Origin of the sequence: Enterobacter sp. BIDMC109 (genome assembly GCF_001037885.1) — a bacterium.
GTDB classification, from domain to species: Bacteria; Pseudomonadota; Gammaproteobacteria; order Enterobacterales; family Enterobacteriaceae; genus Enterobacter; species Enterobacter hormaechei_C.
Map to the genome: position 1 here is coordinate 374,255 of NZ_KQ090002.1, position 25,587 is coordinate 399,841.

General features: G+C 55.9%; 28 protein-coding genes. 12 read left to right on the top strand and 16 right to left on the bottom strand.

The window, feature by feature from the left end:
* The coding region (locus SK62_RS01805; protein WP_048249264.1) for an IS481 family transposase at positions 1-609 on the top strand (609 nt) is incomplete at its 5' end.
* Between the two features lie 108 nt (positions 610-717).
* Here SK62_RS01805 and SK62_RS01810 read toward each other — a convergent pair.
* The 5 genes from SK62_RS01810 to pepA form a co-directional block, all read right to left on the bottom strand.
* Positions 718-1,737 (bottom strand): NADPH-dependent aldehyde reductase Ahr, encoded by a 1,020-nt coding sequence (locus SK62_RS01810; RefSeq protein WP_015571992.1) that lies wholly within the window; start codon positions 1,735-1,737, stop codon positions 718-720.
* An 83-nt stretch (positions 1,738-1,820) separates the two neighbouring features.
* Positions 1,821-2,324 carry a GNAT family N-acetyltransferase gene (locus SK62_RS01815; protein ID WP_017693907.1) on the bottom strand — a complete coding sequence of 168 codons (504 nt, stop codon included), beginning with the start codon at positions 2,322-2,324 and terminating at the stop codon, positions 1,821-1,823.
* Between the two features lie 123 nt (positions 2,325-2,447).
* Positions 2,448-5,303, bottom strand: coding sequence for a valine--tRNA ligase (locus tag SK62_RS01820; RefSeq protein ID WP_015571990.1), 2,856 nt, complete (start codon positions 5,301-5,303; stop codon positions 2,448-2,450).
* Complete coding sequence (holC, locus tag SK62_RS01825) at positions 5,303-5,746, bottom strand: DNA polymerase III subunit chi (protein WP_003861884.1); 444 nt, start codon at positions 5,744-5,746, stop codon at positions 5,303-5,305. Before holC ends, SK62_RS01820 begins: the two co-directional genes overlap by 1 nt.
* Before the next feature lie 117 nt (positions 5,747-5,863).
* Complete coding sequence (pepA, locus tag SK62_RS01830) at positions 5,864-7,375, bottom strand: leucyl aminopeptidase (protein ID WP_003861882.1); 1,512 nt, start codon at positions 7,373-7,375, stop codon at positions 5,864-5,866.
* A gap of 265 nt (positions 7,376-7,640) precedes the next feature.
* On the opposite strand from pepA, the gene lptF reads away from it, so the two are divergent.
* The 5 genes from lptF (at position 7,641) to mtgA (ending at position 13,902) form a co-directional block, all read left to right on the top strand.
* A complete protein-coding gene (lptF, locus tag SK62_RS01835) occupies positions 7,641-8,741 on the top strand; it encodes an LPS export ABC transporter permease LptF (protein ID WP_003861881.1) in 1,101 nt (366 codons plus the stop codon).
* A complete protein-coding gene (lptG, locus tag SK62_RS01840; RefSeq protein ID WP_001147540.1) occupies positions 8,741-9,823 on the top strand; it encodes an LPS export ABC transporter permease LptG in 1,083 nt (360 codons plus the stop codon). Before lptF ends, lptG begins: the two co-directional genes overlap by 1 nt.
* A 137-nt stretch (positions 9,824-9,960) precedes the next feature.
* Positions 9,961-12,294: an aerobic respiration two-component sensor histidine kinase ArcB gene (gene arcB, locus SK62_RS01845; protein ID WP_017382727.1), complete on the top strand. Its 2,334-nt coding sequence runs from the start codon at positions 9,961-9,963 to the stop codon at positions 12,292-12,294.
* A gap of 232 nt (positions 12,295-12,526) precedes the next feature.
* Complete coding sequence (gene elbB, locus SK62_RS01850) at positions 12,527-13,180, top strand: isoprenoid biosynthesis glyoxalase ElbB (RefSeq protein WP_048249271.1); 654 nt, start codon at positions 12,527-12,529, stop codon at positions 13,178-13,180.
* Positions 13,177-13,902 carry a monofunctional biosynthetic peptidoglycan transglycosylase gene (gene mtgA / locus SK62_RS01855; protein WP_047719130.1) on the top strand — a complete coding sequence of 242 codons (726 nt, stop codon included), beginning with the start codon at positions 13,177-13,179 and terminating at the stop codon, positions 13,900-13,902. The genes elbB and mtgA overlap by 4 nt, the downstream gene beginning before the upstream one ends.
* Positions 13,903-13,941: 39 nt before the next feature.
* Here the strand turns inward: mtgA and npr are convergent, their stop codons facing one another.
* The 11 genes from npr to SK62_RS01910 all read right to left on the bottom strand — a co-directional run bounded on the left by npr (position 13,942) and on the right by SK62_RS01910 (position 21,861).
* Positions 13,942-14,214, bottom strand: a complete 273-nt coding sequence (gene npr, locus SK62_RS01860; RefSeq protein WP_003861872.1) for a PTS phosphocarrier protein NPr — start codon at positions 14,212-14,214, stop codon at positions 13,942-13,944.
* Positions 14,211-15,065, bottom strand: a complete 855-nt coding sequence (gene rapZ, locus SK62_RS01865) for an RNase adapter RapZ (RefSeq protein WP_003861870.1) — start codon at positions 15,063-15,065, stop codon at positions 14,211-14,213. The genes npr and rapZ overlap by 4 nt, the downstream gene beginning before the upstream one ends.
* A 45-nt stretch (positions 15,066-15,110) precedes the next feature.
* Positions 15,111-15,602: a PTS IIA-like nitrogen regulatory protein PtsN gene (gene ptsN / locus SK62_RS01870; RefSeq protein WP_003861869.1), complete on the bottom strand. Its 492-nt coding sequence runs from the start codon at positions 15,600-15,602 to the stop codon at positions 15,111-15,113.
* Positions 15,603-15,684: 82 nt separating this feature from the next.
* Complete coding sequence (gene hpf / locus SK62_RS01875) at positions 15,685-15,972, bottom strand: ribosome hibernation promoting factor (RefSeq protein WP_003861866.1); 288 nt, start codon at positions 15,970-15,972, stop codon at positions 15,685-15,687.
* Positions 15,973-15,994: 22 nt separating this feature from the next.
* Complete coding sequence (gene rpoN / locus SK62_RS01880) at positions 15,995-17,428, bottom strand: RNA polymerase factor sigma-54 (RefSeq protein WP_003861864.1); 1,434 nt, start codon at positions 17,426-17,428, stop codon at positions 15,995-15,997.
* 47 nt (positions 17,429-17,475) lie between these two features.
* Complete coding sequence (gene lptB / locus SK62_RS01885; RefSeq protein WP_003861862.1) at positions 17,476-18,201, bottom strand: LPS export ABC transporter ATP-binding protein; 726 nt, start codon at positions 18,199-18,201, stop codon at positions 17,476-17,478.
* 6 nt (positions 18,202-18,207) lie between these two features.
* Positions 18,208-18,762, bottom strand: a complete 555-nt coding sequence (gene lptA, locus SK62_RS01890; protein ID WP_006812136.1) for a lipopolysaccharide ABC transporter substrate-binding protein LptA — start codon at positions 18,760-18,762, stop codon at positions 18,208-18,210.
* Positions 18,731-19,306: an LPS export ABC transporter periplasmic protein LptC gene (lptC, locus tag SK62_RS01895; RefSeq protein ID WP_015571983.1), complete on the bottom strand. Its 576-nt coding sequence runs from the start codon at positions 19,304-19,306 to the stop codon at positions 18,731-18,733. The genes lptA and lptC overlap by 32 nt, the downstream gene beginning before the upstream one ends.
* On the bottom strand, positions 19,303-19,869 hold the full coding sequence (gene kdsC, locus SK62_RS01900; RefSeq protein ID WP_017693909.1) for a 3-deoxy-manno-octulosonate-8-phosphatase KdsC: 567 nt from the start codon (positions 19,867-19,869) through the stop codon (positions 19,303-19,305). Before kdsC ends, lptC begins: the two co-directional genes overlap by 4 nt.
* A 14-nt stretch (positions 19,870-19,883) precedes the next feature.
* On the bottom strand, positions 19,884-20,870 hold the full coding sequence (kdsD, locus tag SK62_RS01905) for an arabinose-5-phosphate isomerase KdsD (RefSeq protein WP_003861853.1): 987 nt from the start codon (positions 20,868-20,870) through the stop codon (positions 19,884-19,886).
* Positions 20,871-20,883: 13 nt separating this feature from the next.
* Positions 20,884-21,861, bottom strand: coding sequence for a calcium/sodium antiporter (locus SK62_RS01910; RefSeq protein WP_003861852.1), 978 nt, complete (start codon positions 21,859-21,861; stop codon positions 20,884-20,886).
* 227 nt (positions 21,862-22,088) lie between these two features.
* Between SK62_RS01910 and mlaF the strand changes: the two genes are divergently transcribed.
* The 6 genes from mlaF (at position 22,089) to ibaG (ending at position 25,572) form a co-directional block, all read left to right on the top strand.
* On the top strand, positions 22,089-22,901 hold the full coding sequence (gene mlaF, locus SK62_RS01915) for a phospholipid ABC transporter ATP-binding protein MlaF (RefSeq protein WP_017382730.1): 813 nt from the start codon (positions 22,089-22,091) through the stop codon (positions 22,899-22,901).
* Between the two features lie 7 nt (positions 22,902-22,908).
* Complete coding sequence (mlaE, locus tag SK62_RS01920; RefSeq protein ID WP_003861848.1) at positions 22,909-23,691, top strand: lipid asymmetry maintenance ABC transporter permease subunit MlaE; 783 nt, start codon at positions 22,909-22,911, stop codon at positions 23,689-23,691.
* 4 nt (positions 23,692-23,695) lie between these two features.
* Positions 23,696-24,244, top strand: coding sequence for an outer membrane lipid asymmetry maintenance protein MlaD (gene mlaD, locus SK62_RS01925; RefSeq protein WP_006812131.1), 549 nt, complete (start codon positions 23,696-23,698; stop codon positions 24,242-24,244).
* Between the two features lie 18 nt (positions 24,245-24,262).
* Positions 24,263-24,898, top strand: a complete 636-nt coding sequence (mlaC, locus tag SK62_RS01930; RefSeq protein ID WP_003861845.1) for a phospholipid-binding protein MlaC — start codon at positions 24,263-24,265, stop codon at positions 24,896-24,898.
* Entirely contained in the window at positions 24,898-25,191 is a 294-nt protein-coding gene (gene mlaB / locus SK62_RS01935; protein WP_003861843.1) for a lipid asymmetry maintenance protein MlaB, read from the top strand. Before mlaC ends, mlaB begins: the two co-directional genes overlap by 1 nt.
* 126 nt (positions 25,192-25,317) lie before the next feature.
* Positions 25,318-25,572, top strand: a complete 255-nt coding sequence (gene ibaG, locus SK62_RS01940) for a BolA family iron metabolism protein IbaG (protein ID WP_003861840.1) — start codon at positions 25,318-25,320, stop codon at positions 25,570-25,572.
* The last annotated feature ends 15 nt before the right edge of the window (positions 25,573-25,587 follow it).

Consider the following 25,587-nt stretch of genomic DNA (forward strand, 5'->3'; position numbering starts at 1 on the left):
CGGCGCGAGACCGTGCAGCAGCAACTGGTCAGCGTGTTTGAGCGTTACGGCCTGCCGGACCGGATGACGATGGACAACGGCTCGCCGTGGGGTGACACCACCGGCACCTGGACGGCGCTGGAGCTGTGGCTGATGCGCCACGGTATCCGGGTGGGCCATTCCCGGCCTTACCATCCGCAGACGCAGGGCAAGCTGGAGCGTTTTCACCGCAGCCTGAAGGCGGAAGTGCTACAGGAGAGATGGTTCGCGGACAGCGGTGAGTTGCAGCGCGCTTTCGACCACTGGCGGACGGTGTACAACCTTGAACGGCCACATGAAGCGCTGGACATGGCAGTACCGGCCTCGAGATACCAGCCGTCTGCGCGGCAGTACCGCGCCGGCACACCCCCACCGGAGTACGATGAAGGCGTGGTGGTCAGGAAGGTGGATATCAGCGGGAAGCTGAGCATACAGGGTATCAGTCTGAACGCAGGGAAGGCCTTCAGGGGAGAGCGTGTGGGGCTGAGGGAGACACAGGAGGACGGCTGCTATGAAGTATGGTGGTACAGCACGAAAGTGGGGATGATCGACCTGAAGAAAAAGTCGATCATCATGGGTAAAGGATGTTAAAAAGTGTTCACCATGTCCCCGAACACCTGTCTACCATGTCCCCGGACTGTACAGTGGGAGAGGGTTGGGGTGAGGGCATCAGGCCGCACATTCCCCGGCAATCTCACATCAGAAATCCGCTTTCAACACCACGCGGTAGCGGGCTTTGCCGTCGCGCACGTGCTGGATCGCTTCGTTGATTTTTGACATCGGATACAGCTCGGTGGTTGGCGCCACTTTTGTGCGTCCGGCAAACTTCATCAGCTTGCGTAACTCATATGGTGTGCCGGTAGCAGAGCCGGATATGCTGCGATCGCCGCCGATCAGGGTAAACGCCGGAACCGGCAGCGGCTTCATCACCGCACCCACGGTGTGGAAGTTACCGCCGTAGGCCAGGGCTTCAAAGTACGGCTGCCAGTCGAGATCGACGTTGACGGTGTTGATGATCAGGTCAAACTGGCCTGCCAGAGCGGTGAGCGCCTGGGGATCGCGACTGTTCACCACTTTATCCGCACCCATGGCCAGCACTTCCTGCTCTTTCGCCGGGTTAGAGCTGAACGCCGTCACTTCACAGCCCATCGCGTGCAGCAGCTTGATGGCGATATGGCCCAGACCGCCAATCCCGATCACGCCCACGCGGCTGGTGGCGGTGACGTGATGCATCAGCAGCGGTTTAAAGACGGTGATACCGCCACACAGCAGCGGACCGGCGGATTCGATATCAATGCTGTCCGGCAGCGGGATAACCCATTGCCAGTCGGCGCGCAGCTTATCGGCGAAACCGCCCTTGTTCAGGATGGTCGGCGTAGCGCCCTCAAGGCAGTTGATCTGATTGCCGCTGATACAGGCGTCGCAGTGGCCGCAGCTGCGTGCCGTCCAGCCGATACCCACGCGCTGGCCCACTTTCAGCCCTTTGTCCTGCGCGGCGCTGCCGAGCGCCACGACGCGGCCAATGACTTCGTGCCCGGCCACCAGCGGATAGCTGGAGAAGCCCCATTCATTGTCGATCATCGAGAGATCTGAGTGGCAGATCCCGCAGTAATCAACCTGTACTTCGACGTCTTCCGCTTTTAGTTCGCCCGCATCGTACTCGTACAGCTCAAGTTCTGCACCCGCCTGCGGTGCGGCGTAGCTTTTTATCTTCGACATCGCATTTCCCCTGTTTTGGTGTGAATTGTGAGTGTAGAGCATTCAGTTTACAGACGCTTAACAGAAGACGGCAGGAACAAAACTTACAGATTTTTCAGCATCCTGACTTCGCAGTCCACGTGGCCCGTGCAGCCCAGTGGCGCATCGATATGCTCAAAGCCGAGATGTTCATACAGGCCAATGGCCTCTTTAAGGAAAGCGGTGGTTTCAAGGTAGCAACGTTTAAAGCCCTGTGAGCGTGCATGTTCAAGGGCGACCAGCGCTAGCTTTTTCGCCAGGCCTTGTCCGCGTATCGTTGGCAGGAAATACATTTTCTGGAGTTCACAGATATCCGGCTCGCTGCAAAGCAGTGGGGCAATGCCGCCGCCGCCCACTACCTGGCCGTCCTGCTCGATGACCCAGTAGGCATGGCCCGGCTGGCTGTACAGCTGAAAAAGTTCGTCCAGATTTGGGTCGGCCACGGTGTAGCCTTTGTCGGCGGTCAGGCCATATTCGGCAGAAACCGTGCGGATAACGGCGGCGATAGCCGGGTTGTCCTGCTCAGTGATCCGACGCATTGTCGTCGCGACGGGGGTAATCACGCTCATAGCATTACTCATGACAAAAATTGACACACAACTGCTGTTAATAGCACCGCAGAAAGGGGAGTGCAAGCGAGGAGTTTTCAGGAAGGATACCCCTTACGCCCTGAAGCGTAAGGGGTAAAAGCATTACAGCGCCGCGATAACCGCCTGCTGCTCGATCAGTTTGGTCTTCGCATCGGCGAAGGCAACCAGACGCTCACGCTCTTTGGCGATGACCGCTTCCGGCGCGCGGGCCACAAAGCCCTCGTTCGCCAGTTTGCTTTCGATTTTGCCAATTTCCACGTCGACTTTCGCCACTTCTTTCGCCAGACGCGCCAGCTCCGCATCTTTGTCGATCAGGCCCGCCATCGGGATCAGCAGCTCCGCGCCGTCGATGATTTTGGTCACGGAAACCGGACCTTTGTCATCGGCAGGCAGCACGGTGATGCTTTCCAGACGCGCCATGGTTTTCAGGAAGGTGTTGTTCTCGGTGACGCGACGAACGGCAGCTTCGCTGCAACCGCGCAGCAGCAGCTCCAGTGGTTTACCCGGAGCGATGTTCATTTCCGCGCGGATGTTACGTACCGCAACGATCGCCTGTTTCAGCCACTCGGTATCCGCAGATGCGGCTTCATCCACTTTCGCGGCGTCGAATGCCGGGAACGGCTGGAGCATGATGGTATCGGCATTAATACCGGCAATCACCTTCACGCGCTGCCAGATGGTTTCGGTGATGAATGGAATGATCGGGTGCGCAAGGCGCAGCAGACCTTCCAGAACGGTAATCAGCGTATTACGCGTGCCGCGCAGTTCCGCTTCAGAACCGCCGTTCATGACCGGCTTCGCCAGCTCCAGATACCAGTCACAGAACTGGTTCCAGGTGAATTCGTACAGGATGCCTGCCGCGATGTCGAAGCGGTAGCTGTCCAGCGCGTCGCGGAACGCTTTCACCGTCTGGTTAAATTCCGCCAGGATCCAGCGGTCTGCCAGAGACAGGGTCATTTCGCCGCCGTTAAAGCCGCAATCCTGATCTTCGGTGTTCATCAGCACGAAGCGGCTGGCGTTCCACAGCTTGTTACAGAAGTTACGGTAACCTTCCAGACGCTTCATATCCCAGTTGATGTCACGACCGGTGGAGGCCAGCGCCGCCAGGGTGAAGCGCAGGGCGTCGGTACCGTGAGATTCGATCCCGTTCGGGAACTGCTTCTCGGTACGCTTGCGGATTTTCTCCGCCAGCTGCGGCTGCATCATGTTGCCGGTACGTTTTTCCAGCAGCTCTTCCAGAGAGATACCGTCCACCATATCCAGCGGGTCGATAACGTTACCCTTGGATTTGGACATCTTCTGGCCTTCGTCGTCGCGGATCAGGCCGGTCATGTAGACGGTATGGAACGGAACCTGCGGCTTGCCGTCTTCGTCTTTGATGAAGTGCATGGTCATCATGATCATGCGGGCAATCCAGAAGAAGATAATGTCGAAGCCGGAGACCATCACGCTGGTTGGGTGGAACTGACGCAGCGCGTCGGTGTTTTCCGGCCAGCCGAGGGTGGAGAAGGTCCACAGCGCGGAGGAGAACCAGGTATCCAGCACGTCTTCGTCCTGGCGCAGGGCAACATCCGCGCCCAGGTTGTTTTCCTGACGCACTTCCTCTTCGGTGCGGCCAACGTAGACATTGCCTTCGTTGTCGTACCATGCCGGGATACGGTGACCCCACCACAGCTGACGGGAAATACACCAGTCCTGAATATCGCGCATCCAGGAGAAGTACATGTTTTCGTACTGCTTCGGCACGAACTGAATGCTGCCGTTCTCAACCGCTTCCACAGCCGGTTTCGCCAGCACGTCGGCACGCACGTACCACTGGTCGGTCAGCATTGGCTCGATAACCACGCCGCCACGGTCGCCGTACGGCACGGTCAGATCGTGAGGTTTAACCTCTTCCAGCAGGCCGAGTGCGTCAACGGCGGCTACGATGGCTTTACGCGCGGCAAAGCGCTCCAGCTTCTGGAACTCAGCCGGGATGTCGCTGGAATAAACGTCGGATTCGTTGCCTTTGGTGTCATACACTTCTGCGCTTTCGCGGATATCGCCGTCGAAGGTCAGAATGTTGATCATCGGAAGTTGATGACGACGACCGACTTCATAGTCGTTGAAGTCATGCGCCGGGGTGATTTTCACGCAGCCGGTGCCTTTTTCCATGTCGGCGTGTTCGTCGCCCACAATCGGAATACGGCGGTTCACCAGCGGCAGCACCACGAATTTGCCGATCAGATCTTTATAACGCGGATCTTCCGGGTTAACGGCCACGCCGGTATCGCCCAGCAGGGTTTCCGGACGGGTGGTCGCCACCACCAGGTAATCTTTACCGTCGGCGGTTTTTGCGCCGTCGGCCAGCGGATAGCGGATGTGCCACATGGAGCCTTTAGACTCGCGGTTTTCCACTTCCAGGTCAGAGATGGCGGTGCGCAGTTTCGGGTCCCAGTTGACCAGGCGCTTGCCACGATAAATCAGGTCTTCTTTGTACAGGCGCACAAAGACTTCTTTCACGGCGTTGGACAGACCTTCATCCATGGTGAAGCGCTCGCGCTCCCAGTCTACGGAGTTGCCGAGACGGCGCATCTGACGGGTAATGGTGCCGCCGGATTCTGCCTTCCACTGCCAGATTTTGTCGATGAACGCGTCGCGACCGTAGTCGTGGCGGGTTTTACCCTCTTCAGCGGCAATTTTACGCTCAACCACCATCTGGGTCGCGATACCCGCGTGGTCAGTCCCCGCCTGCCACAGGGTATTTTTGCCCTGCATGCGCTGGTAGCGGATCATGGTATCCATGATGGTCTGCTGGAAAGCATGCCCCATATGCAAACTGCCGGTGACGTTCGGCGGCGGGATCATGATGCAGAAGGACTCTTTGCTTTCGTCGCCGTTAGGCTTGAAATAGCCCTGCTGTTCCCAGTGCTCGTAAAGCGGCTGTTCGATATCGCGTGGGTTATATGTCTTTTCCATTATTTCCAGGTTGCCGTATTCAGGTTAAAACCGGCCAGGCGGTACGCTTTGTAGCGTTCGCGCGCCAGTTGTTTCAAGGATTCTTCGTAAGGGACAAAGTCTACCACTTCTGTGAAAGCGGTGGCAAAATCTGCAAAGTCTGTCCGCAGGCTAATGAGAATATCGCGCGCGCTGCTGTTGCGTTTTTGCGGCCAGGCAATCTCCACCGGTGCCCCGCCGCGTGGACCTTCGCCCGACAGGTTATGCGGAACAAAACTCTCCGGCGGGCGCGCCCATAGCGCTTCATCCAGGCGAATCGCCTGCTGCTCATCTTCACAGGCAATCAGGACGCGTTTACCTGCGCGCCAACGTTCTGCGGCAATTTCACACACCAGCTGTTCAACGGCGCTGAGGCCATCCTGATGGGTGTCATTGTCCAGAAGGTAGAACGTTGCATTCTTCATATATGGGGCTTCTTGTCGTGGATTTAAATGCAAAGCCGGGTGGCGCTTCGCTTACCCGGCCTACGGTTGAGTGGCGTGTAGGCCGGGTAAGGCGTAGCCGCCACCCGGCGTTTTACATCACTCGTCGCCGTTAAAACCCGCACGATTGAGCAGGAACTGCGACAGCAGCGCCACCGGACGTCCGGTCGCGCCTTTGGCTTTACCGGAGCGCCATGCAGTCCCCGCGATGTCCAGGTGCGCCCAGTTGTACTTGCGGGTAAAGCGCGCCAGGAAGCAGCCCGCGGTAATTGCTCCGCCAGGACGACCGCCGATGTTCGCCATGTCTGCGAAGTTAGACTCCAGCTGTTCCTGGAACTCGTCCCCCAGCGGCAGACGCCACGCGCGGTCGCCGGCCTGCTCGGACGCGCCGATCAGCTCATGCGCCAGCGGGTTGTGGTTCGACATCAGGCCGGTGATGTGATGGCCCAGCGCGATCACGCAGGCGCCGGTCAGGGTAGCCACGTCGATAACCGCTTCAGGTTCGAAACGCTCAACGTAGGTCAGCACGTCACACAGCACCAGACGGCCTTCGGCGTCGGTGTTCAGCACCTCAACGGTCTGGCCGGACATGGTGGTCAGCACATCACCCGGACGATAAGCGCGGCCGCCAGGCATGTTTTCGCAGCCCGCCAGCACGCCGATCACGTTGATGGGCAACTGAAGTTCCGCGACCATGCGCATGACGCCGTAAACCGCCGCCGCGCCGCACATGTCGTATTTCATCTCATCCATGCCTTCTGAAGGCTTGATGGAAATACCGCCGGAGTCGAAGGTCAGCCCTTTACCGACGAGCACGATGGGTCGCGCATCTTCTGACGGATTGCCCTTGTACTCAATGACCGACATCAGGGATTCGTTCTGGGAACCGTTACCGACCGCCAGATAAGAGTGCATCCCCAGCTCTTTCATCTGCTGTTCGCCGATAACGCGGGTGATGACGTTCTTGCTGTAGGCGTCAGCCAGCTGGCGCGCCTGAGACGCCAGGTACGCGGCGTTACAGATGTTTGGCGGCATATTGCCAAGATCTTTTGCCGCTTTAATACCGGCGGCAATGGCCAGACCGTGCTGAATAGCGCGCTCGCCGCTGGTCAGCTCGCGACGGGTTGGCACGTTAAAGACCATTTTACGCAGCGGGCGACGCGGCTCGCTTTTGGTGGTCTTCAGCTGATCAAAGCTGTAGAGGCTCTCTTTTGCGGTTTCGACGGCCTGACGCACTTTCCAGTACGTGTTGCGGCCCTTAACGTGCAGCTCCGTCAGGAAGCAGACGGCTTCCATCGAACCAGTATCATTCAGTGTATTAATGGTTTTCTGAATAACCTGCTTGTACTGGCGCTCATCAAGCTCACGTTCTTTACCACAGCCAATCAGCAGAATACGCTCGGACAGGACGTTCGGAACATGGTGCAGCAACAAGGTCTGCCCTGGTTTGCCTTCCAGTTCGCCACGGCGCAGCAGGGCGCTGATATAACCGTCGCTGATTTTATCGAGTTGCTCGGCGATCGGGGAGAGTCGGCGTGGTTCAAAGACGCCCACAACGATGCAGGCACTCCGCTGTTTCTCCGGGCTACCGCTTTTTACACTGAACTCCATGCACTACGCTCCTGAATCTTAAAGACAACGGCGGCGGCTACGGATAGAATTGAAACCTTTCGTAACTCATGTCCGCCGTTGTGGTGACTTCGTGTTAATCTTACGTTACTACGGTTTCGACACGTCAATAAATGTCATGAAGCGCGAATCCGCCGGGTTTTTTAATCTTAGCGATGATTTCGACGACTCAAGAGAATAAATGACGTTTAAGCCATGAAACAAGCTAAATTCCTGCATAAGACGAGTTTTAACGGGCGTATTTAAAGTGATAATCATAAGATATCTGGTTCGGGAGACGCTGAAGAGCCAACTGGCGATCCTCTTTATCCTCCTTCTGATCTTTTTCTGTCAGAAGCTGGTCAGGATCCTCGGCGCGGCGGTTGATGGCGAAATCCCAACGAATCTGGTGCTTTCCCTGCTCGGGCTTGGCGTGCCGGAAATGGCGCAGCTTATCCTGCCGTTAAGCCTGTTCCTTGGTCTGCTGATGACCCTGGGTAAGCTCTATACCGAAAGTGAAATCACCGTGATGCATGCCTGCGGCCTTAGTAAAGCCGTACTGGTAAAAGCAGCCATGGTGCTGGCGCTGTTTACGGGCATTGTTGCCGCGGTTAACGTCATGTGGGCGGGGCCGACCTCCTCTCGTCATCAGGATGAGGTGCTGGCGGAAGCAAAAGCTAACCCGGGGCTGGCGGCGCTGGCGCAGGGGCAGTTCCAGCAGGCTACCGACGGTAACTCCGTGCTGTTTATCGAAAGCGTCGATGGCAACCGCTTCAATGACGTGTTTCTTGCTCAACTGCGCCCGAAAGGTAACGCTCGGCCTTCTGTGGTGGTGGCGGACTCCGGTCAGCTGTCGCAGCGTAAAGACGGCTCTCAGGTTGTCACGCTGAACAAAGGAACGCGTTTCGAAGGCACGGCTATGCTGCGCGACTTCCGTATTACCGATTTTCAGAACTACCAGGCCATCATTGGCCATCAGGCCGTCGCGCTCGATCCCACGGATACTGAGCAGATGGATATGCGCACCTTAATGAATACCGATACCGATCGTGCGCGTGCTGAACTGCACTGGCGTATCACGCTGGTCTTCACCGTATTTATGATGGCGCTGATGGTGGTTCCGCTGAGCGTGGTAAACCCGCGCCAGGGCCGCGTGCTGTCGATGCTGCCAGCGATGCTGCTGTATCTGGTGTTCTTCCTGCTGCAAACCTCAATCAAGTCTAACGGCGGGAAAGGAAAAATTGACCCGATGATCTGGACCTGGGTCGTGAATGGTTTGTATCTGCTGCTGGCAGTCGGACTCAACTTGTGGGACACGGTGCCTGTGCGTCGTCTTCGTGCCCGGTTTACGCGTAAAGGAGCCATCTAATGCAGGCGTTTGGCGTACTTGACCGCTATATCGGTAAAACGATTTTCACCACCATCATGATGACCCTGTTCATGCTGGTGTCGCTCTCGGGCATTATCAAATTTGTCGACCAGCTGAAAAAAGCTGGGCAGGGGAGTTACGACGCGTTGGGCGCCGGGATGTATACCCTGCTCAGCGTACCAAAAGATGTGCAGATCTTCTTCCCGATGGCGGCCCTGTTGGGGGCGCTGCTGGGCCTGGGGATGCTGGCTCAGCGTAGCGAGCTGGTGGTGATGCAGGCATCGGGTTTTACCCGTATGCAGGTTGCGCTGTCGGTGATGAAAACCGCGATCCCGCTGGTGCTGTTGACCATGGCGATTGGCGAATGGGTCGCGCCGCAGGGCGAACAGATGGCGCGTAACTACCGTGCTCAGGCTATGTACGGCGGTTCACTGCTCTCCACGCAGCAGGGATTATGGGCGAAAGATGGTCAGAACTTTGTCTATATCGAACGCGTGAAAGGGGACGATGAACTGGGCGGCGTGAGTATCTATGCCTTCAATAACGATCGTCGTTTACAGTCGGTGCGTTATGCCGCCTCCGCTAAATTTGATGCGAACAACAAGCTGTGGCGGTTATCCCAGGTTGATGAATCTGACCTGACGAACCCGAAACAGATCACCGGTTCGCAGACCGTTAGCGGTACCTGGAAAACCAACCTGACGCCGGACAAGCTTGGGGTGGTAGCGCTCGATCCCGATGCGCTCTCCATCAGCGGTCTGCATAATTACGTGAAGTATCTGAAATCGAGCGGACAGGATGCGGGGCGTTACCAGCTCAACATGTGGAGCAAAATCTTCCAGCCGCTGTCCGTGGCCGTGATGATGCTGATGGCGCTATCGTTCATCTTTGGACCGCTGCGTAGCGTGCCGATGGGGGTTCGCGTGGTAACCGGTATCAGCTTTGGTTTTGTGTTCTACGTCCTCGATCAGATTTTCGGTCCGCTGACGCTGGTGTATGGCATTCCGCCAATTATCGGCGCACTGTTGCCGAGCGCCAGTTTCTTCCTGATCAGCCTCTGGATGCTGCTAAAACGCTCCTGATAAACCTTCTTCCTCGCTCCCGGTTGCCCGGGGGCGAGGCTAATCTCCTGTTTCACCCCGCACTTTTTCTCACAACCTTCAACGCCTCGCCGTGAATTTGAGTATTATTGAGCGATAAAGTCGTGAAGGGATCCTCTATGAAGCAAATTCGAATGCTGGCCCAGTACTACGTCGACCTGATGATGAAGCTCGGGCTGGTGCGTTTTTCCATGCTGCTGGCGCTGGCGCTGGTCGTTCTGGCCATCGTCGTGCAAATGGCCGTGACCATGGTTCTGCATGGTCAGGTCGAGAGCATCGACGTGATCCGCTCTATTTTCTTTGGCCTGCTGATTACCCCATGGGCGGTCTATTTTCTCTCCGTGGTGGTTGAGCAACTGGAAGAGTCCCGACAGCGTTTATCGAAACTGGTGGATAAGCTGGAAGAGATGCGCGAGCGCGATCTCAAACTCAACGTCCAGCTCAAGGACAACATTGCCCAGCTGAATCAGGAAATTTCAGACCGTGAGAAGGCGGAAGCCGAGCGTCAGACCACGCTTGAGCAGCTAAAAGTTGAGATGAAAGAGCGTGAAGTGACGCAGATCCAGCTTGAACAGCAATCCTCTTTCCTGCGCTCGTTCCTCGATGCGTCGCCGGATCTGGTGTTCTACCGTAATGAAGATAAAGAGTTCTCCGGCTGTAACCGGGCCATGGAACTGTTGACCGGGAAAAGCGAAAAGCAGCTGATCCACCTGAAACCTCAGGATGTCTATTCCGAAGAGGCGGCAGCAAAAGTGATGGAGACGGATGAAAAGGTCTTCCGCCATAACGTTTCGCTGACCTATGAGCAGTGGCTGGACTATCCTGACGGGCGCAAAGCCTGCTTTGAGATCCGCAAAGTGCCTTATTACGACCGGGTGGGGAAACGTCATGGTCTGATGGGCTTTGGCCGCGATATCACCGAGCGTAAGCGCTATCAGGATGCGCTGGAGCGCGCCAGCCGGGATAAAACCACCTTCATCTCCACCATCAGCCATGAACTGCGCACCCCGCTGAATGGCATTGTGGGGCTGAGCCGCATTCTGCTGGATACCGAGCTGACCAGCGAGCAGGAAAAATACCTGAAAACGATCCACGTCTCGGCGGTCACGCTGGGCAATATCTTCAATGATATTATCGACATGGATAAGATGGAACGCCGTAAAGTTCAGCTCGACAACCAGCCGGTTGATTTTACCGGTTTCCTCGCGGACCTGGAAAACCTGTCAGGTTTACAGGCTCAGCAAAAAGGGTTGAGCTTTGTGATGGAGCCAACGCTGCCGTTGCCGCATAAAGTGGTGACGGACGGCACACGTCTGCGGCAGATCCTGTGGAACCTCATCAGCAACGCCGTGAAGTTTACCCAGAAGGGGCAGGTTGCGGTGCGCATTCGCTATGACGAAGGCGACATGCTGCACTTTGAAGTTGAGGACTCGGGTATCGGCATTCCTCAGGAGGAGCAGGATAAGATCTTCGCCATGTATTATCAGGTTAAAGACAGCCACGGCGGTAAACCGGCGACCGGTACGGGCATTGGACTGGCGGTGTCGAAACGTCTGGCGAAAAGTATGGGCGGGGATATCACCGTTGCCAGCCAGCCGGGTAAAGGCTCCACCTTTACGCTTACCGTCCACGCGCCTGCCGTGGCGGAAGAGGTGGAAGATACGTTTGAGAACGACGATATGCCGCTGCCAGCCCTGCACGTCCTGCTGGTGGAAGATATTGAGCTGAACGTCATTGTCGCCCGGTCGGTACTGGAAAAACTCGGTAACAGCGTGGATGTGGCGATGACCGGGAAAGCCGCGCTGGAGATGTTCACGCCGGGCGAGTATGACCTGGTGCTGCTCGATATTCAGCTACCGGACATGACCGGGCTGGATATCTCCCGCGAGCTGACGCGCAAATATGCTCCTGACGAGCTGCCGCCGCTGGTGGCGTTGACCGCAAACGTGTTGAAAGATAAAAAAGAGTATCTCGAGGCCGGTATGGACGATGTGCTCAGCAAGCCGCTGGCGGTACCCGCCCTGACGGCGATGATCAAGAAGTTCTGGGATACCTGTGATGAAGAGGAGAGCACCATGACGTCTGTTGATAGCGCTAAAGCCCAAACGATACTGGATACCGCCATGCTGGAGCAGTATATCGATCTGGTGGGACCAAAACTGATCACCGATGGCCTCGCCGTGTTCGAAAAAATGATGCCGGGCTATCTGAACGTGCTCGAATCCAACCTGACGGCGCGTGACCAGAAGGGCATCGTCGAAGAGGGGCATAAAATCAAAGGCGCGGCAGGATCTGTCGGGTTACGCCATCTCCAGCAGCTGGGCCAACAGATTCAGTCTCCTGATTTACCTGCCTGGGAAGATAACGTAGGTGATTGGGTCGAAGAGATGAAACAAGAGTGGCAAAACGATGTGGCAGTGCTGAAAGCCTGGGTGGATGCCAGAAAAAAATGACCCCGGCTATACCGGGGTGCGCGAATACTGCGCCAACACCAGGGAAATCGTGGCTGCGCCTGATTTTTATGGGTTGTTTTCGCATGGACGCCGCCTGAAAATTGAGGCCGCACGCAGATAAGATAGCAAATCTTAAACAGTTTGTTACATGAATCAGTGAAATGTGTGAAGCATAGCGTTTTAATCAGAATTTTTAATGTGCTTCAGCGAGTTGCATAGAAGGATCGTCAGAATGAAAAAGATTGGTGTCGTGCTGAGCGGATGTGGTGTTTACGATGGTTCAGAGATACATGAAACCGTATTAACGCTGCTGGCATTATCGCGCCAGGGGGCAGACGTTATCTGCTTCGCCCCGGATAAAACCCAGGCAGACGTGATTAATCATCTCACCGGCGAGCCAATGGCGGAAAGCCGTAACGTGCTGATTGAAGCGGCGCGTATTGTGCGCGGCGATATTCACCCGCTGGCACAGGCCGATGCCGCTGAGCTTGATGCGCTCATCGTGCCGGGCGGTTTTGGCGCGGCGAAAAACCTGAGCACGTTTGCAACGGAAGGCACGGCGTGTCATGTCGATCCCGATTTGAAAGCGCTATCGCTGGCGATGCATGCGGCAGGTAAGCCGCAGGGCTTTATCTGCATTGCGCCGGCCATGCTGCCGAAAATTTTTGATTTCTCGCTGCGGCTCACGATCGGAACCGACATTGATACCGCTGAGATTGTCGAGGATATGGGCGGTGAACACGTGCCATGTCCGGTAGACGACATTGTGGTGGACGAGGACAACAAGATCATCACCACGCCAGCGTATATGCTGGCGCAGAACATCGCCGAGGCTGCCGCAGGCATTGAAAAGCTGGTGGACAGAGTGCTGGTCCTGACCGAATGAGTCGTAAATTCTCCCCCGGCGGGTGGTTAAAACGGATCCTGCTGCGTATTGTGCTGGTCCTGGCTGTGTTCTGGGGCGGCGGTATTGCGCTGTTCAGCATCCTGCCCGTCCCGTTCTCGGCCGTGATGGCAGAGCGGCAGATTAGCGCCTGGCTCTCTGGGGATTTTGGCTATGTTGCCCATTCTGACTGGGTCAGCATGGATGCCATCTCCCCGTGGATGGGGCTGGCGGTCATTGCGGCAGAAGATCAGAAATTCCCGGAGCACTGGGGTTTTGACGTGGCGGCTATCGAGAAGGCGCTGGATCATAATGAACGTCATGAAAACCGCGTCCGCGGCGCGTCAACGCTTTCTCAGCAGACGGTAAAAAACCTGTTCTTATGGGACGGTCGCAGCTGGGTGAGAAAAGGGCTGGAGGCCGGGCTGACGCTGGGGGTCGAGACGGTGTGGAGCAAAAAACGCATTTTAACCGTCTACCTGAATATCGCGAAATTTGGTGACGGCGTATTTGGTGTCGAAGCGGCATCGCAGCGCTATTTTGGCAAGCCCGCCAGCAGGCTGACTATGTCCGAAGCGGCACTGCTTGCCGCCGTGCTGCCGAACCCGCTGCGTTTTAAGGCCAGCGCCCCGTCAGGCTACGTGCGAAGCCGCCAGGCGTGGATTATGCGCCAGATGCGTCAGCTGGGTGGGGAAGGGTTTATGGAGCGAAATAATCTTAGGTAGGGCGGGTAAGCGCAGCGCTACCCGCCGACATGGCGAACGTTAGTCTTCGTCAAACCCGGCGTTGAACAGGGCAATCACTGCCGCCAGCGCTTCTTCTTCCTGCGGGCCGGTGGCTTCAACTTCAATCTGACGGCCTTTGGCAGAATCCAGCATCAGTAGCGCAATCACGCTGTTGGCTTCTGCCTCGGTTCCCTCGTCGTTGCGCAGCAGCACCTCAGCATCAAAACCCTGCATCAGTTCAAACAGCTTCATCGCCGGGCGCGCATGCATGCCCAGCTTGTTGGTGATTTCGACGGTCTGTTTTACGGTCATGTTTTGCGTTTTTCCAGCGTGCGATGGCGGGACTGAACGTTCTTCCCGCGTGAGCGGAAGTAATCGGCCAGCTGTTCGGCAATGTAGACCGAACGATGTTTACCGCCGGTACAGCCAATCGCCACCGTCAGGTAGCTGCGATTGTTTGTTTCCAGCATAGGTAACCATAGCTCAAGGTAGCTTCGCGTCTGGTAGATAAAATTGTGTACTTCTGTGTGTCTGTCGAGGAACGCCGCCACCGGCTTATCCAGACCGGTCATCGGACGCAGTTTCGGATCCCAGTGTGGGTTCGGCAGGAAACGCACATCAAAAACGTAATCCGCATCGATAGGTATGCCGTGCTTAAAGCCGAAGGATTCAAACACCATCGTCAGTTCGCGCTCGCGCTTGCCGAGTAAGCGCGTACGCAGCATTTCCGCCAGCTCGTGGACGGACATTTCGGAGGTGTCGACAATCAGGTCGGCCCGGGAACGCAGCGGCTCAAGCAGATCGCTCTCTTTATCGATGGCGCTTTCCAGCGAAAGATTTTTACTGGAGAGCGGATGCAAACGACGTGTATCGCTGTAGCGACGGATCAGCGTGTTGCGGTCAGCGTCCAGGAACAAGAGCTGAGGCGAGAAGCATTCCGGCAGGCTGTTCATTGCCTGCTCGAAGATTTCCGGCGATTCCGGCATGTTACGCACGTCGATACTGACGGCGGCAGAGATTTGCCTGTCCGCCAGCGTCCGCGCCAGATCGGGTAACAACACTACCGGCAGGTTATCTACACAGTAAAATCCCATGTCTTCCAGCGCGCGCAGGGCCACGGACTTCCCGGACCCCGAACGACCGCTGACGATCATCAGCACCATGTTCCGTTTCTCCTCAGGGCAGCCGTTCTGAAGGCCCTTTCCCGATTATGCCTCATCCTGATTGCCTTCTGCTTCAGTGATAATTTGATAAAGCTCTTCATCACTTTGGGCTGAGCGCAGTCGACGACAAATGGTTTTATCCGCCAGACGTTTGGCAACCAGCGACAGCGTGTGCAGGTGGGTTTTGGTCTGATCGGCAGGAACCAGCAGCGCGAAAAGCAGATCCACAGGCTGGTTATCGATGGCGTCAAAAGCGATAGGCGTTTCCAGTTGCACAAACACCCCCACGGCACGCAGCGTATCTTCTTCCAGCTTGCCATGCGGGATCGCAATGCCATTGCCGATGCCGGTACTGCCCATTTTTTCACGGGTCAGAATGGCTTCAAACACGATCTGCGGCGGCAGACCCAGCTGTTTTGCGGCCAGCTCACTGATGATTTCCAGCGCACGTTTTTTGCTCTGGCAGTGAACGCCACTGCGGGTACAATCCTGGTTAAGGACATTGCTCAGTTGAAGAGCGGAATCGTTGTTTATCATAATTTCACCTAAGCGCTAACTGTACAAATGGCCTGTTGTGTTTCACAACAGGCCGTCCTGCACCCGTTAACTGCCCGGACAATTAGTGTTGTTTCAGTTTATCTTTATGTTTATTGAGCTGTCTCGCAAGCTTATCAATCAAGCCGTCGATAGCCGCGTACATGTCTTGCCCTTCCGCACTGGCATGGAGTTCCCCTCCGTTGACGTGCAGGGTCGCATCCGAGATATGCGTCACTTTCTCCACTTTCAACACAACATAGACCTGGTTGATCCTCTCGAAATACTGCTCGAGTTTCGCAAACTTAGTGTTTACAAAATCGCGTAAAGCCTCAGTAATCTCGACGTTATGTCCGGTGATATTGAGCTGCATAGTGTCTTCCTTATCGGTTGTGTCAAACCAGTTGTTTACGCTGGTTAGACGGCGGAATGGATAAAGACTCTCGATACTTCGCGACAGTACGACGTGCCACCATAATACCCTGATCGGACAGCATGGTGGTTAACTTACTGTCACTGAGTGGCTTCGCGGGGTTCTCCGCGGCGATCAACTTCTTCACCAGTGCGCGAATAGCCGTTGACGAGGCCTCGCCGCCGCCTTCGGTGTTCACGTGGCTGGAGAAGAAATACTTAAGCTCAAAAATACCGCGTGGGCTGTGCAGATATTTCTGCGTGGTCACGCGGGAAATGGTTGATTCATGCATCTCGACGGCCTGGGCGATGTCCGCCAGCACCATCGGTTTCATAAACTCTTCGCCCTGCTCAAAGAACGCCTGCTGCTGTTCGACAATACAGCGGCTGACGCGCAGCAGCGTGTCATTACGGCTCTCCAGGCTCTTGATCAACCAGCGTGCTTCCTGAAGGTTGCTGCGAATGTATTGATTATCAGCGTCGTTACGGGCGCTGGTGCACATGGAGGCGTATTGCTGGTTGATTTGCAGGCGAGGAATGCTGTCGGCGTTCAGTTCAACGACCCACCGGCCATTGTGTTTTCTCACCAGCACATCGGGGATGACATATTCCGGTTCGCTGGTCTGGATCGACTGCCCCGGACGCGGATCGAGCGACTGGATCAGATTCACCGCTTCCTTCAGCACCTCTTCTTTCAGGCGTGTGACGCGCATCAGGGTGCGGAAGTCGTGATTCGCCAGGAGATCCAGATGATCGCTGATGATGAGCCGGGCTTCGTCAATCCACGGTGTCTCTTTGGCAAACTGCGAAAGCTGGATCAGAAGGCAGTCGCGCAGATCTTTCGCGGCGACGCCAATCGGGTCGAAACGCTGAACGCGTTTCAGGACGGCTTCGATCTCTTCCAGTTCAATCTCGTCATCGCCGATGCTTTCCAGAATCTCGTCCAGCGTCACGGTCAAATAGCCCGTGTCGTCAACGGCATCGACAATCGAGGTGGCAATGGCGCGATCGGTATCGGAGAAAGGGGTCAGCTCTACCTGCCACATCAGGTAGTCCTGAAGCGACTGGGTGGTTTCGCCCTGGTAGACCGGGAGTTCATCGTCCTGGTAGTCTGCGCGCGTCCCGGAAGGGGTACCCGCGGTGTAGATTTCGTCCCAGCTGGCATCCAGCGGCAGTTCGTCCGGCATCTCTTTCTGTTCAAGCGCATCTACGGAGTCGAGCGTTTCTGTGTCCTGCGTCTGCTGGGCGTCTACCTCGTCATGAAGATCGGTTTGCTCCAGCAGCGGATTGCTGTCCAGCGCCTGCTGGAGCTCCTGCTGGAGTTCTAACGTGGACAGCTGCAACAGACGGATTGCCTGCTGTAGCTGCGGCGTCATGGCCAGTTGCTGGCTGAGCCGTAATTGCAAACCTTGCTTCATGTTCAGAGCGTTTTTCTCCGGTTCGGCGTGACTTAACCTCTACCCTATCAGAGTCTGAAGTCTTCCCCAAGGTACACGCGCTTAACATGCTCATCTTCGAGGATTTGCTGCGGCGTACCGTGGGCAATCAGATGGCCCTGGCTCACTATGTAGGCGCGCTCACACACGGCCAGCGTTTCACGAACGTTGTGGTCCGTGATCAGTACGCCAAGCCCGCTGTCGCGCAGGTGCTCAATGATACGTTTGATATCGATAACGGAGATGGGGTCAACGCCCGCAAACGGTTCATCCAGCAGGATGAATTTTGGGTTTGCTGCCAGCGCGCGCGCAATCTCAACGCGGCGGCGTTCACCACCGGACAGCGCCTGGCCGAGGCTGTCACGCAGATGTTCGATATGAAACTCTTCCATCAGCTCGTTCGCACGGTCAGTGCGCTGCTCGCTGGTCAGATCGTCACGGATCTGGAGCACGGCCATCAGGTTGTCGAACACGCTTAAGCGGCGGAAAATAGACGCTTCCTGCGGCAAATAGCCGATGCCACGACGCGCGCGGGCATGAAGCGGCAGCAGGCTGATATCTTCATCATCGATGATGATGTTGCCGGCGTCACGCGGGACGATGCCCACCACCATGTAGAAGGTCGTGGTTTTACCCGCCCCGTTAGGGCCAAGCAAACCCACGATTTCGCCGGAGTTGACGGTCAGACTGACATCTTCGACGACGCGGCGGCCCTTATACGCTTTCGCGAGGTTTTTTGCAGTTAAAGTTGCCATAACGAATTAGTTACTCTTTTTCTGTGCCGGAGCCTGACCGTTGTTCTTGTCCTGCAACTGCGAAGGCACAAGCACGGTCGTGACGCGTTTGCCTTTTTCGCTGGAGGCCTGCATTTTCTGCTCTTTCACCAGATAGGTGATCTTGTCGCCTTTGATGTTGCTGTCCAGCTGTTCCAGGTAAGCATTACCGGTCAGGATGACCAGATCCTTCGCCAGTTCATAGTGCATATGCGAGGCATGGCCTTTCACCGGCTTGCCGTTGTCCTGCATCTGGTAGAAGGTGGCCGGGTTGCCATAACCATCGATAATCTCTTTGCCCTGCTCGCCGCCCGGACGGGTAACGACCACTTTGTCGGCGTTGATTTTAATGGTGCCCTGGGTCATGACGACGTTGCCGGTAAAGGTGACGACGTTACCCTGCATATCCAGAGACTGGGTATCGGATTCAATATGAATCGGCTGTTCGGTGTCGCCAGTCACAGCAAGCGCGGGAAGACTGGCCGCCAGCAGCGCGCTGGCGATAACAACTTTAAGGCTGAGTTTGTTTGTTTTGAATTTCATAGGAGGTTCTAACCTTTTCAATCAGCTCGGCGTTTTTGCTGCGTAAGTTCCCGCGCATTCTTAAACCGCTGGAATTAAATGTTGTGCCATACAGGGTGACTAAATCCTGCGACGTGACATCCTGGGTGACCAGGTTGATCTGGGCGTTATCCGTCGTAATTTTTCTCAGTTGCGCGTCAGCGGTCAGGGCGTTGACTTCAACGTGACCATACAGGTAAAGCATACGGTCATTTGTCAGTTTTGCCCGGTCAGACTTGATAGACCACGTCGGCACTTTGTCCGTATCAAAGGTGGTCATGACCGGTTGGGTAAACCACGAGGTACCGTCATCTGAAAAATATTCTACATGCTGAGCAACGAGGCGATAGTTCAGCGCGCCTTCCGGGCTATAGACCACGGTGTCGCTGTGATCGCTTTTATAGGTCGGGTCGCTCGTGTTAACCACTTCCGCTTGCGTATCATCGCGGTCAGCGAGGTTGACGCCAATCAGTACCAGGGCGACAAGCGCAAGCAGAATGATAACCCAACGTCTGGTTTTACTCATATCGATTGCCCTTTCGCCTCATCAAGCTTGCCCTGCGACAGCAGAAGCAGATCGCAGACTTCACGGACGGCGCCGCGGCCACCGTGAATATGGGTAACGTAATCAGCACGCGGGATCAGCAGCGGGTGCGCGTCAGCCACGGCGATGCTCAGACCCACCTCCGCCATCACTGGCCAGTCGATCAAATCATCCCCGACGTATGCCACATTCTCTGGTGCAATGGCCAGTTTTCCCAGCAGATCCCGGAAAGCTACCATCTTATCAGACTGCCCCTGATAGAGATGGGTAATGCCCAGCGTTTCACACCGATCTTCTACCAGTTTAGCTTTCCGCCCGGTGATGATTGCAACTTCAATTCCGGACGTGAGCGCACAGCGGATACCGTAACCGTCGCGAACGTTAAAGGCTTTCAGCTCTTCGCCGTTATTGCCCATATAAATCAGACCGTCGGAGAGCACACCATCCACATCGAGGATCAACAGGCGGATATTTTCCGCCTTTGCCATCATGTGGGCGCTCACCGGGCCATAACAGGTTGCAAGGGATGCACCCGCATTACTCATTGTCTTATCCTTCATTACACTACGCCAGCGCGCAGCAGATCATGCATATGTACCACACCCAGCAGTTGGTCGCCATCGGCAACCATCACTGAGGTAATATGACGGGACTGCATCAGGTTCAGCACATCTACCGCCAGCGTGCCCGGACGGACGCGGATCCCGCCTGGCGTCATCACATCAGCAATGCCCAGCGTTCGGACATCCACACCCATATCGAATACCCGGCGCAGGTCGCCGTCGGTGAAAATGCCCTGAATCTTCATCAGATCGTCGCAGATAACCGTCATGCCCAGGTTTTTACGGGTGATCTCCAGTAACGCGTCGCGCAAAGAGGCCTCTTTGCTCACGTGCGGGATCTCATCTCCGGTGTGCATAATATCGTTAACCCGCAGCAGCAGTTTGCGCCCGAGCGCGCCGCCGGGATGAGACAGGGCAAAATCTTCAGGCGTAAAACCGCGGGCTTCCAGCAGCGCAACGGCAAGGGCATCGCCCATCACCAGCGCGGCGGTTGTGCTGGAGGTCGGCGCCAGCCCCAGCGGACAGGCTTCTTTAGGCACTTTCACGCACAGGTGAATATCCGCCGCACGCGCCATGCTGCTTTCCGGTCGGCTGGTCATGCAAATCAGCGGTACGTGCAGACGCTTCAGTACCGGGATCAACGCCAGGATTTCATTCGATTCCCCGGAGTTGGACAGCGCAATAACCACGTCCTGCGGCGTAACCATGCCGAGGTCACCGTGCGCGGCTTCACCGGGATGAACGAAGAATGACGACGTGCCGGTACTGGCAAAGGTCGCCGCCATTTTGCGTCCGATATGGCCGGATTTGCCCATCCCCATCACCACGACTTTGCCGGCACAGTAGAACATCTTCTCACAGGCCAGACTAAAATCCTGATTAATGTACTGATCTAACTGCGCCAGACCTTCACGTTCAATCTCCAGAACGTCTTTGCCTGCTTTCTGAAAGTCAAAACCCGGCTGCAATTCTATTTGCGACATAATGCGTTTCCGTTTACCCAGAGAGAAGAGGCGAAAGCCAGTACAGCATCGCCAGCCATACGATAAATCCACCCGTCAGCAGCGCGCCTGCGCCTTTGCCGATCTGCTCTTTTCGCCGCCAGCAGAGCAGGGCGAAAATCACGCTGACCAGCAGCATCACACCGTAATCGCGCGTGAAAACCATAGGGTTAAACGGCCCCGGCGAGATTAGCGCCGGCAGCCCCGTCACGATTGCGATATTGAAAATATTCGAGCCGATGATATTGCCGATGGCGATATCATCTTCCCCTTTACGCGCCCCGGCGATGGCGGTGGCCAGCTCTGGCAGGCTGGTGCCGATGGCGATTACCGTCAGACCGATTGTCAGTTCGCTCATCGCAAACGCGTTCGCCAGCACCGTCGCGTTATCGACCACCATCCGCGTGGCCATTGGCATGATGATTAGCGCGACGCCCAACCACAGCAGGGCGACGGGTAAGGTTCCTTCCCGGGGCAGCTCGGCGAGATGCTCACGCGTGAGGCTATCGTTACCCTGTTTTTCCGCCAGACGTGCGATCTTCACGCTGTAAAGCAACCAGATCACGGCCAGGGCGAGCAGGAATATACCGTCACCGACGCTCAGCACCCCGTCATAAAGTACGTAGCCTGCCAGCAGACTGACGACTAACATTAACGGCAATTCCCGGCGCAAAACATCAGAATGCACGCGAAATGGATGCAGTAATGCGGCTAAGCCTAAAATCAGTAAGATATTGACGATGTTAGAGCCAATCGCGGTGCCGATAGCGAGGTCGACCTGCCCATGCAGCGAGGCTGAAACAGAAACGATGATTTCAGGAAGCGATGTGCCTACACTGACCACCGTCATGCCGATAATGATGGGCGGCATGCCAATGAGTCGACAGAGAATGGATGCGGCAAAGACCAAACGGTCAGCACTGTAGACCACCAACAGTAAACCAATTATTAACAGTGCTGTTGCTAAAAGCATCAAAAGTCCTTTCTTCAGGTATACTCGCTGGTCCACTGCGCACGAATGTTGGCGCCAGATGAAGTCTGAGACGTAACGAATTCCTAATTTTGACTTTATGCGCCGGAAAAGTAAAACAAATGCCAGCTTTCGCTAACCCCAATAGTGAATATTCTGTAAAAATGCGGGGTTTAGGGCTGATTTACGCTTCATGCCAGCCGTGAAGCAAGGTAAGTAAGGAACCATAAATGAGCCAAACGATGGCGAATATAGTCGATGTCCGGGGCGTCAGTTTTTCTCGCGGCAACCGGTTAATATTTGATGATATTTCGCTGACCGTGCCGCGCGGTAAAATCACCGCCATCATGGGGCCGTCAGGGATCGGTAAAACCACGTTGCTGCGTCTTATCGGCGGGCAAATCCCCCCTGACAGCGGCGAAATTCTCTTCGACGGCGAAAATGTCCCGGCGATGTCTCGCTCGCGCCTCTACACGGTTCGCAAACGGATGAGCATGCTCTTTCAGTCGGGCGCGCTGTTCACGGATATGAACGTTTTTGACAACGTGGCCTATCCGTTGCGTGAGCACACCCATCTTCCTCCTGAGCTGTTGCACAGTACGGTGATGATGAAGCTTGAAGCCGTGGGGCTGCGGGGGGCTGCGAAACTCATGCCGTCCGAACTCTCGGGTGGGATGGCGCGCCGCGCCGCGCTGGCGCGTGCTATTGCCCTGGAACCCGATTTAATCATGTTCGATGAACCGTTCGTCGGGCAGGACCCCATCACCATGGGCGTGCTGGTGAAGTTAATTTCGGAGCTGAACAGCGCCCTTGGCGTCACCTGCGTGGTGGTTTCCCACGACGTGCCGGAAGTGCTGAGTATCGCTGATTACGCCTATATTGTGGCTGACAAAAAGATCGTCGCCCACGGCAGCGCGCAGGCGTTGCAGGAGAATGGCGATCCGCGCGTGCGGCAGTTCCTGGACGGTATCGCAGATGGGCCGGTGCCTTTCCGCTATCCGGCGGGCGACTATCATGACGATTTACTCGGAATAGGGAGTTAAGCCACTCATGCTGTTAAATGCGTTGGCGGGTCTTGGACACCGTGGCCTAAAAACCATCAGTACGTTCGGGCGTGCCGGATTAATGTTGTTCAACGCGCTGGTCGGCAAACCGGAGTTCCGCAAGCATGCGCCGTTATTGGTACGGCAGCTTTATAACGTCGGCGTGCTGTCGATGCTTATCATCATCGTGTCGGGTCTGTTTATTGGCATGGTGCTGGGGTTGCAGGGGTATCTGGTGCTGACAACCTACAGCGCGGAAACCAGCCTTGGCATGCTGGTGGCGCTCTCGCTGCTGCGTGAACTCGGGCCGGTGGTTGCCGCGCTGCTGTTCGCCGGGCGTGCCGGGTCAGCGTTGACGGCGGAAATTGGCCTGATGCGCGCCACCGAGCAGCTCTCCAGTATGGAGATGATGGCAGTCGATCCGCTGCGCCGGGTAATCTCGCCGCGCTTCTGGGCCGGGGTTATCTCCTTGCCGTTACTGACTATCCTCTTTGTGGCGGTAGGTATCTGGGGAGGCGCGCTGGTTGGCGTTAACTGGAAAGGCATTGATGCCGGATTCTTCTGGTCTGCCATGCAGGACGCCATCGATCTGCGGATGGATCTGGTGAACTGTCTGATCAAGAGCGTGGTTTTCGCTGTGACGGTTACCTGGATTGCGTTGTTTAATGGTTACGATGCCATTCCGACGTCGGCGGGCATTAGCCGTGCAACGACGCGTACTGTCGTACATTCGTCGCTGGCCGTTTTAGGTCTGGATTTTGTGCTCACCGCACTGATGTTTGGGAATTGAGTTCATGCAAACGAGAAAAAATGAAATTTGGGTTGGCGTGTTTCTGCTTCTGGCGCTGCTGGCCGCGCTGTTCATCTGCCTGCGAGCGGCGGACATCACCTCTGTTCGCGCCGAGCCGACGTATCGTGTCTACGCGACTTTCGATAACATCGGCGGCCTGAAAGCGCGCTCACCGGTGCGTATTGGTGGCGTCGTTATCGGACGTGTCGCTGACATTACGCTTGATGAGAAAACCTATCTGCCGCGCGTCGCGATGGATATCGAAGAGCGCTATAACCACATTCCGGACACCAGCTCGCTTTCTATCCGCACCTCTGGCCTGCTGGGGGAGCAATATCTGGCCCTTAACGTTGGTTTTGAAGATCCTGAGCTGGGAACGACTATCCTTAAAGACGGTAGCGTAATCCAGGATACCAAGTCAGCGATGGTGCTGGAAGATATGATTGGTCAGTTCCTTTACAACAGTAAAGGGGATGATAAAAAGTCTGACGATGCCCCTGCGCAGAGTGAAGACCACACCAACGTCGAACCGACGCCAGGCGCGACGAATTAATTTCAGGAGAAGTTATTCATGTTTAAACGACTGTTAATGGTTGCCATGCTGGTCATTGCCCCTCTTACCGCGGCGCACGCTGCGGATCAGAGTAACCCGTACAAACTGATGAATGAGGCCGCGAAGAAAACCTTCGACCGTCTTAAAAACGAACAGCCAAAAATCCGTTCTAACCCGGATTATCTGCGTGATGTGGTGGATCAGGAACTGCTGCCGTATGTGCAGATCAAGTATGCGGGCGCACTGGTGCTGGGCCGTTACTACAAAGACGCGACCCCGGCGCAGCGCGAGGCTTACTTTGCGGCGTTCCGTGAATACCTGAAACAGGCTTACGGCCAGGCGCTGGCGATGTACCACGGGCAGACCTATCAGATTGCCCCTGAACAGCCGCTGGGCGATGCCACTATCATTCCTATTCGCGTGACGATTATCGATCCAAACGGTCGTCCACCGGTTCGTCTGGACTTCCAGTGGCGTAAAAACAGCCAGACCGGAAACTGGCAGGCGTACGACATGATCGCTGAAGGCGTCAGCATGATCACCACTAAACAGAACGAGTGGAGCGATCTGCTGCGCACTAAAGGCATCGATGGCCTGACGGCTCAGCTTCAGTCCATCTCTCGTCAGAAAATTACCCTGGACGAGAAGAAGTAATGTCACAGCAGCTTAGCTGGGCGCGTGACGGCGAGACGTTGACGCTGACGGGAGAGCTGGATCAGGATCTGCTTAACCCGCTGTGGGACGCTCGCCATAACGCGATGCAGGGCGTGACGCTGATTGATCTCCATGGCGTTACGCGGGTAGATACCGCCGGTATCGCCCTGCTGGCGCACCTGGTGGCCACGGGCAAAAAGCAGGGGAGCAGCGTTACCCTGACGGGGGTAAGCGATAACGTGATTACCCTTGCACAGCTTTACAATTTGCCCGAAGACGTATTACCTCGCTAATTTTTTCAGTACGTTACTTCTGAAAGCCCCGACAGTTTACGCGTCGGGGCTTTTTGCTTGTTTAAGACCGCGCCACTTTGCTCTAAGATGTTGAGCTTGTTTTCACTATCAGATGATGTAGACCCCATGGAAAATAATGAAATCCAGACTGTGCTGATGAATGCACTCTCCCTTCAGGAAGCCCACGTCTCTGGCGATGGCAGTCACTTCCAGGTTATTGCTGTGGGTGAGATGTTCGACGGAATGAGTCGCGTGAAGAAACAGCAGGCTGTGTACGCGCCGCTGATGGAATACATTGCGGATAACCGCATCCACGCCCTGTCGATTAAAGCGTTCACCCCACAGGAGTGGGCACGCGATCGCAAACTAAACGGTTTTTGAGCTGAGGGCGGAACG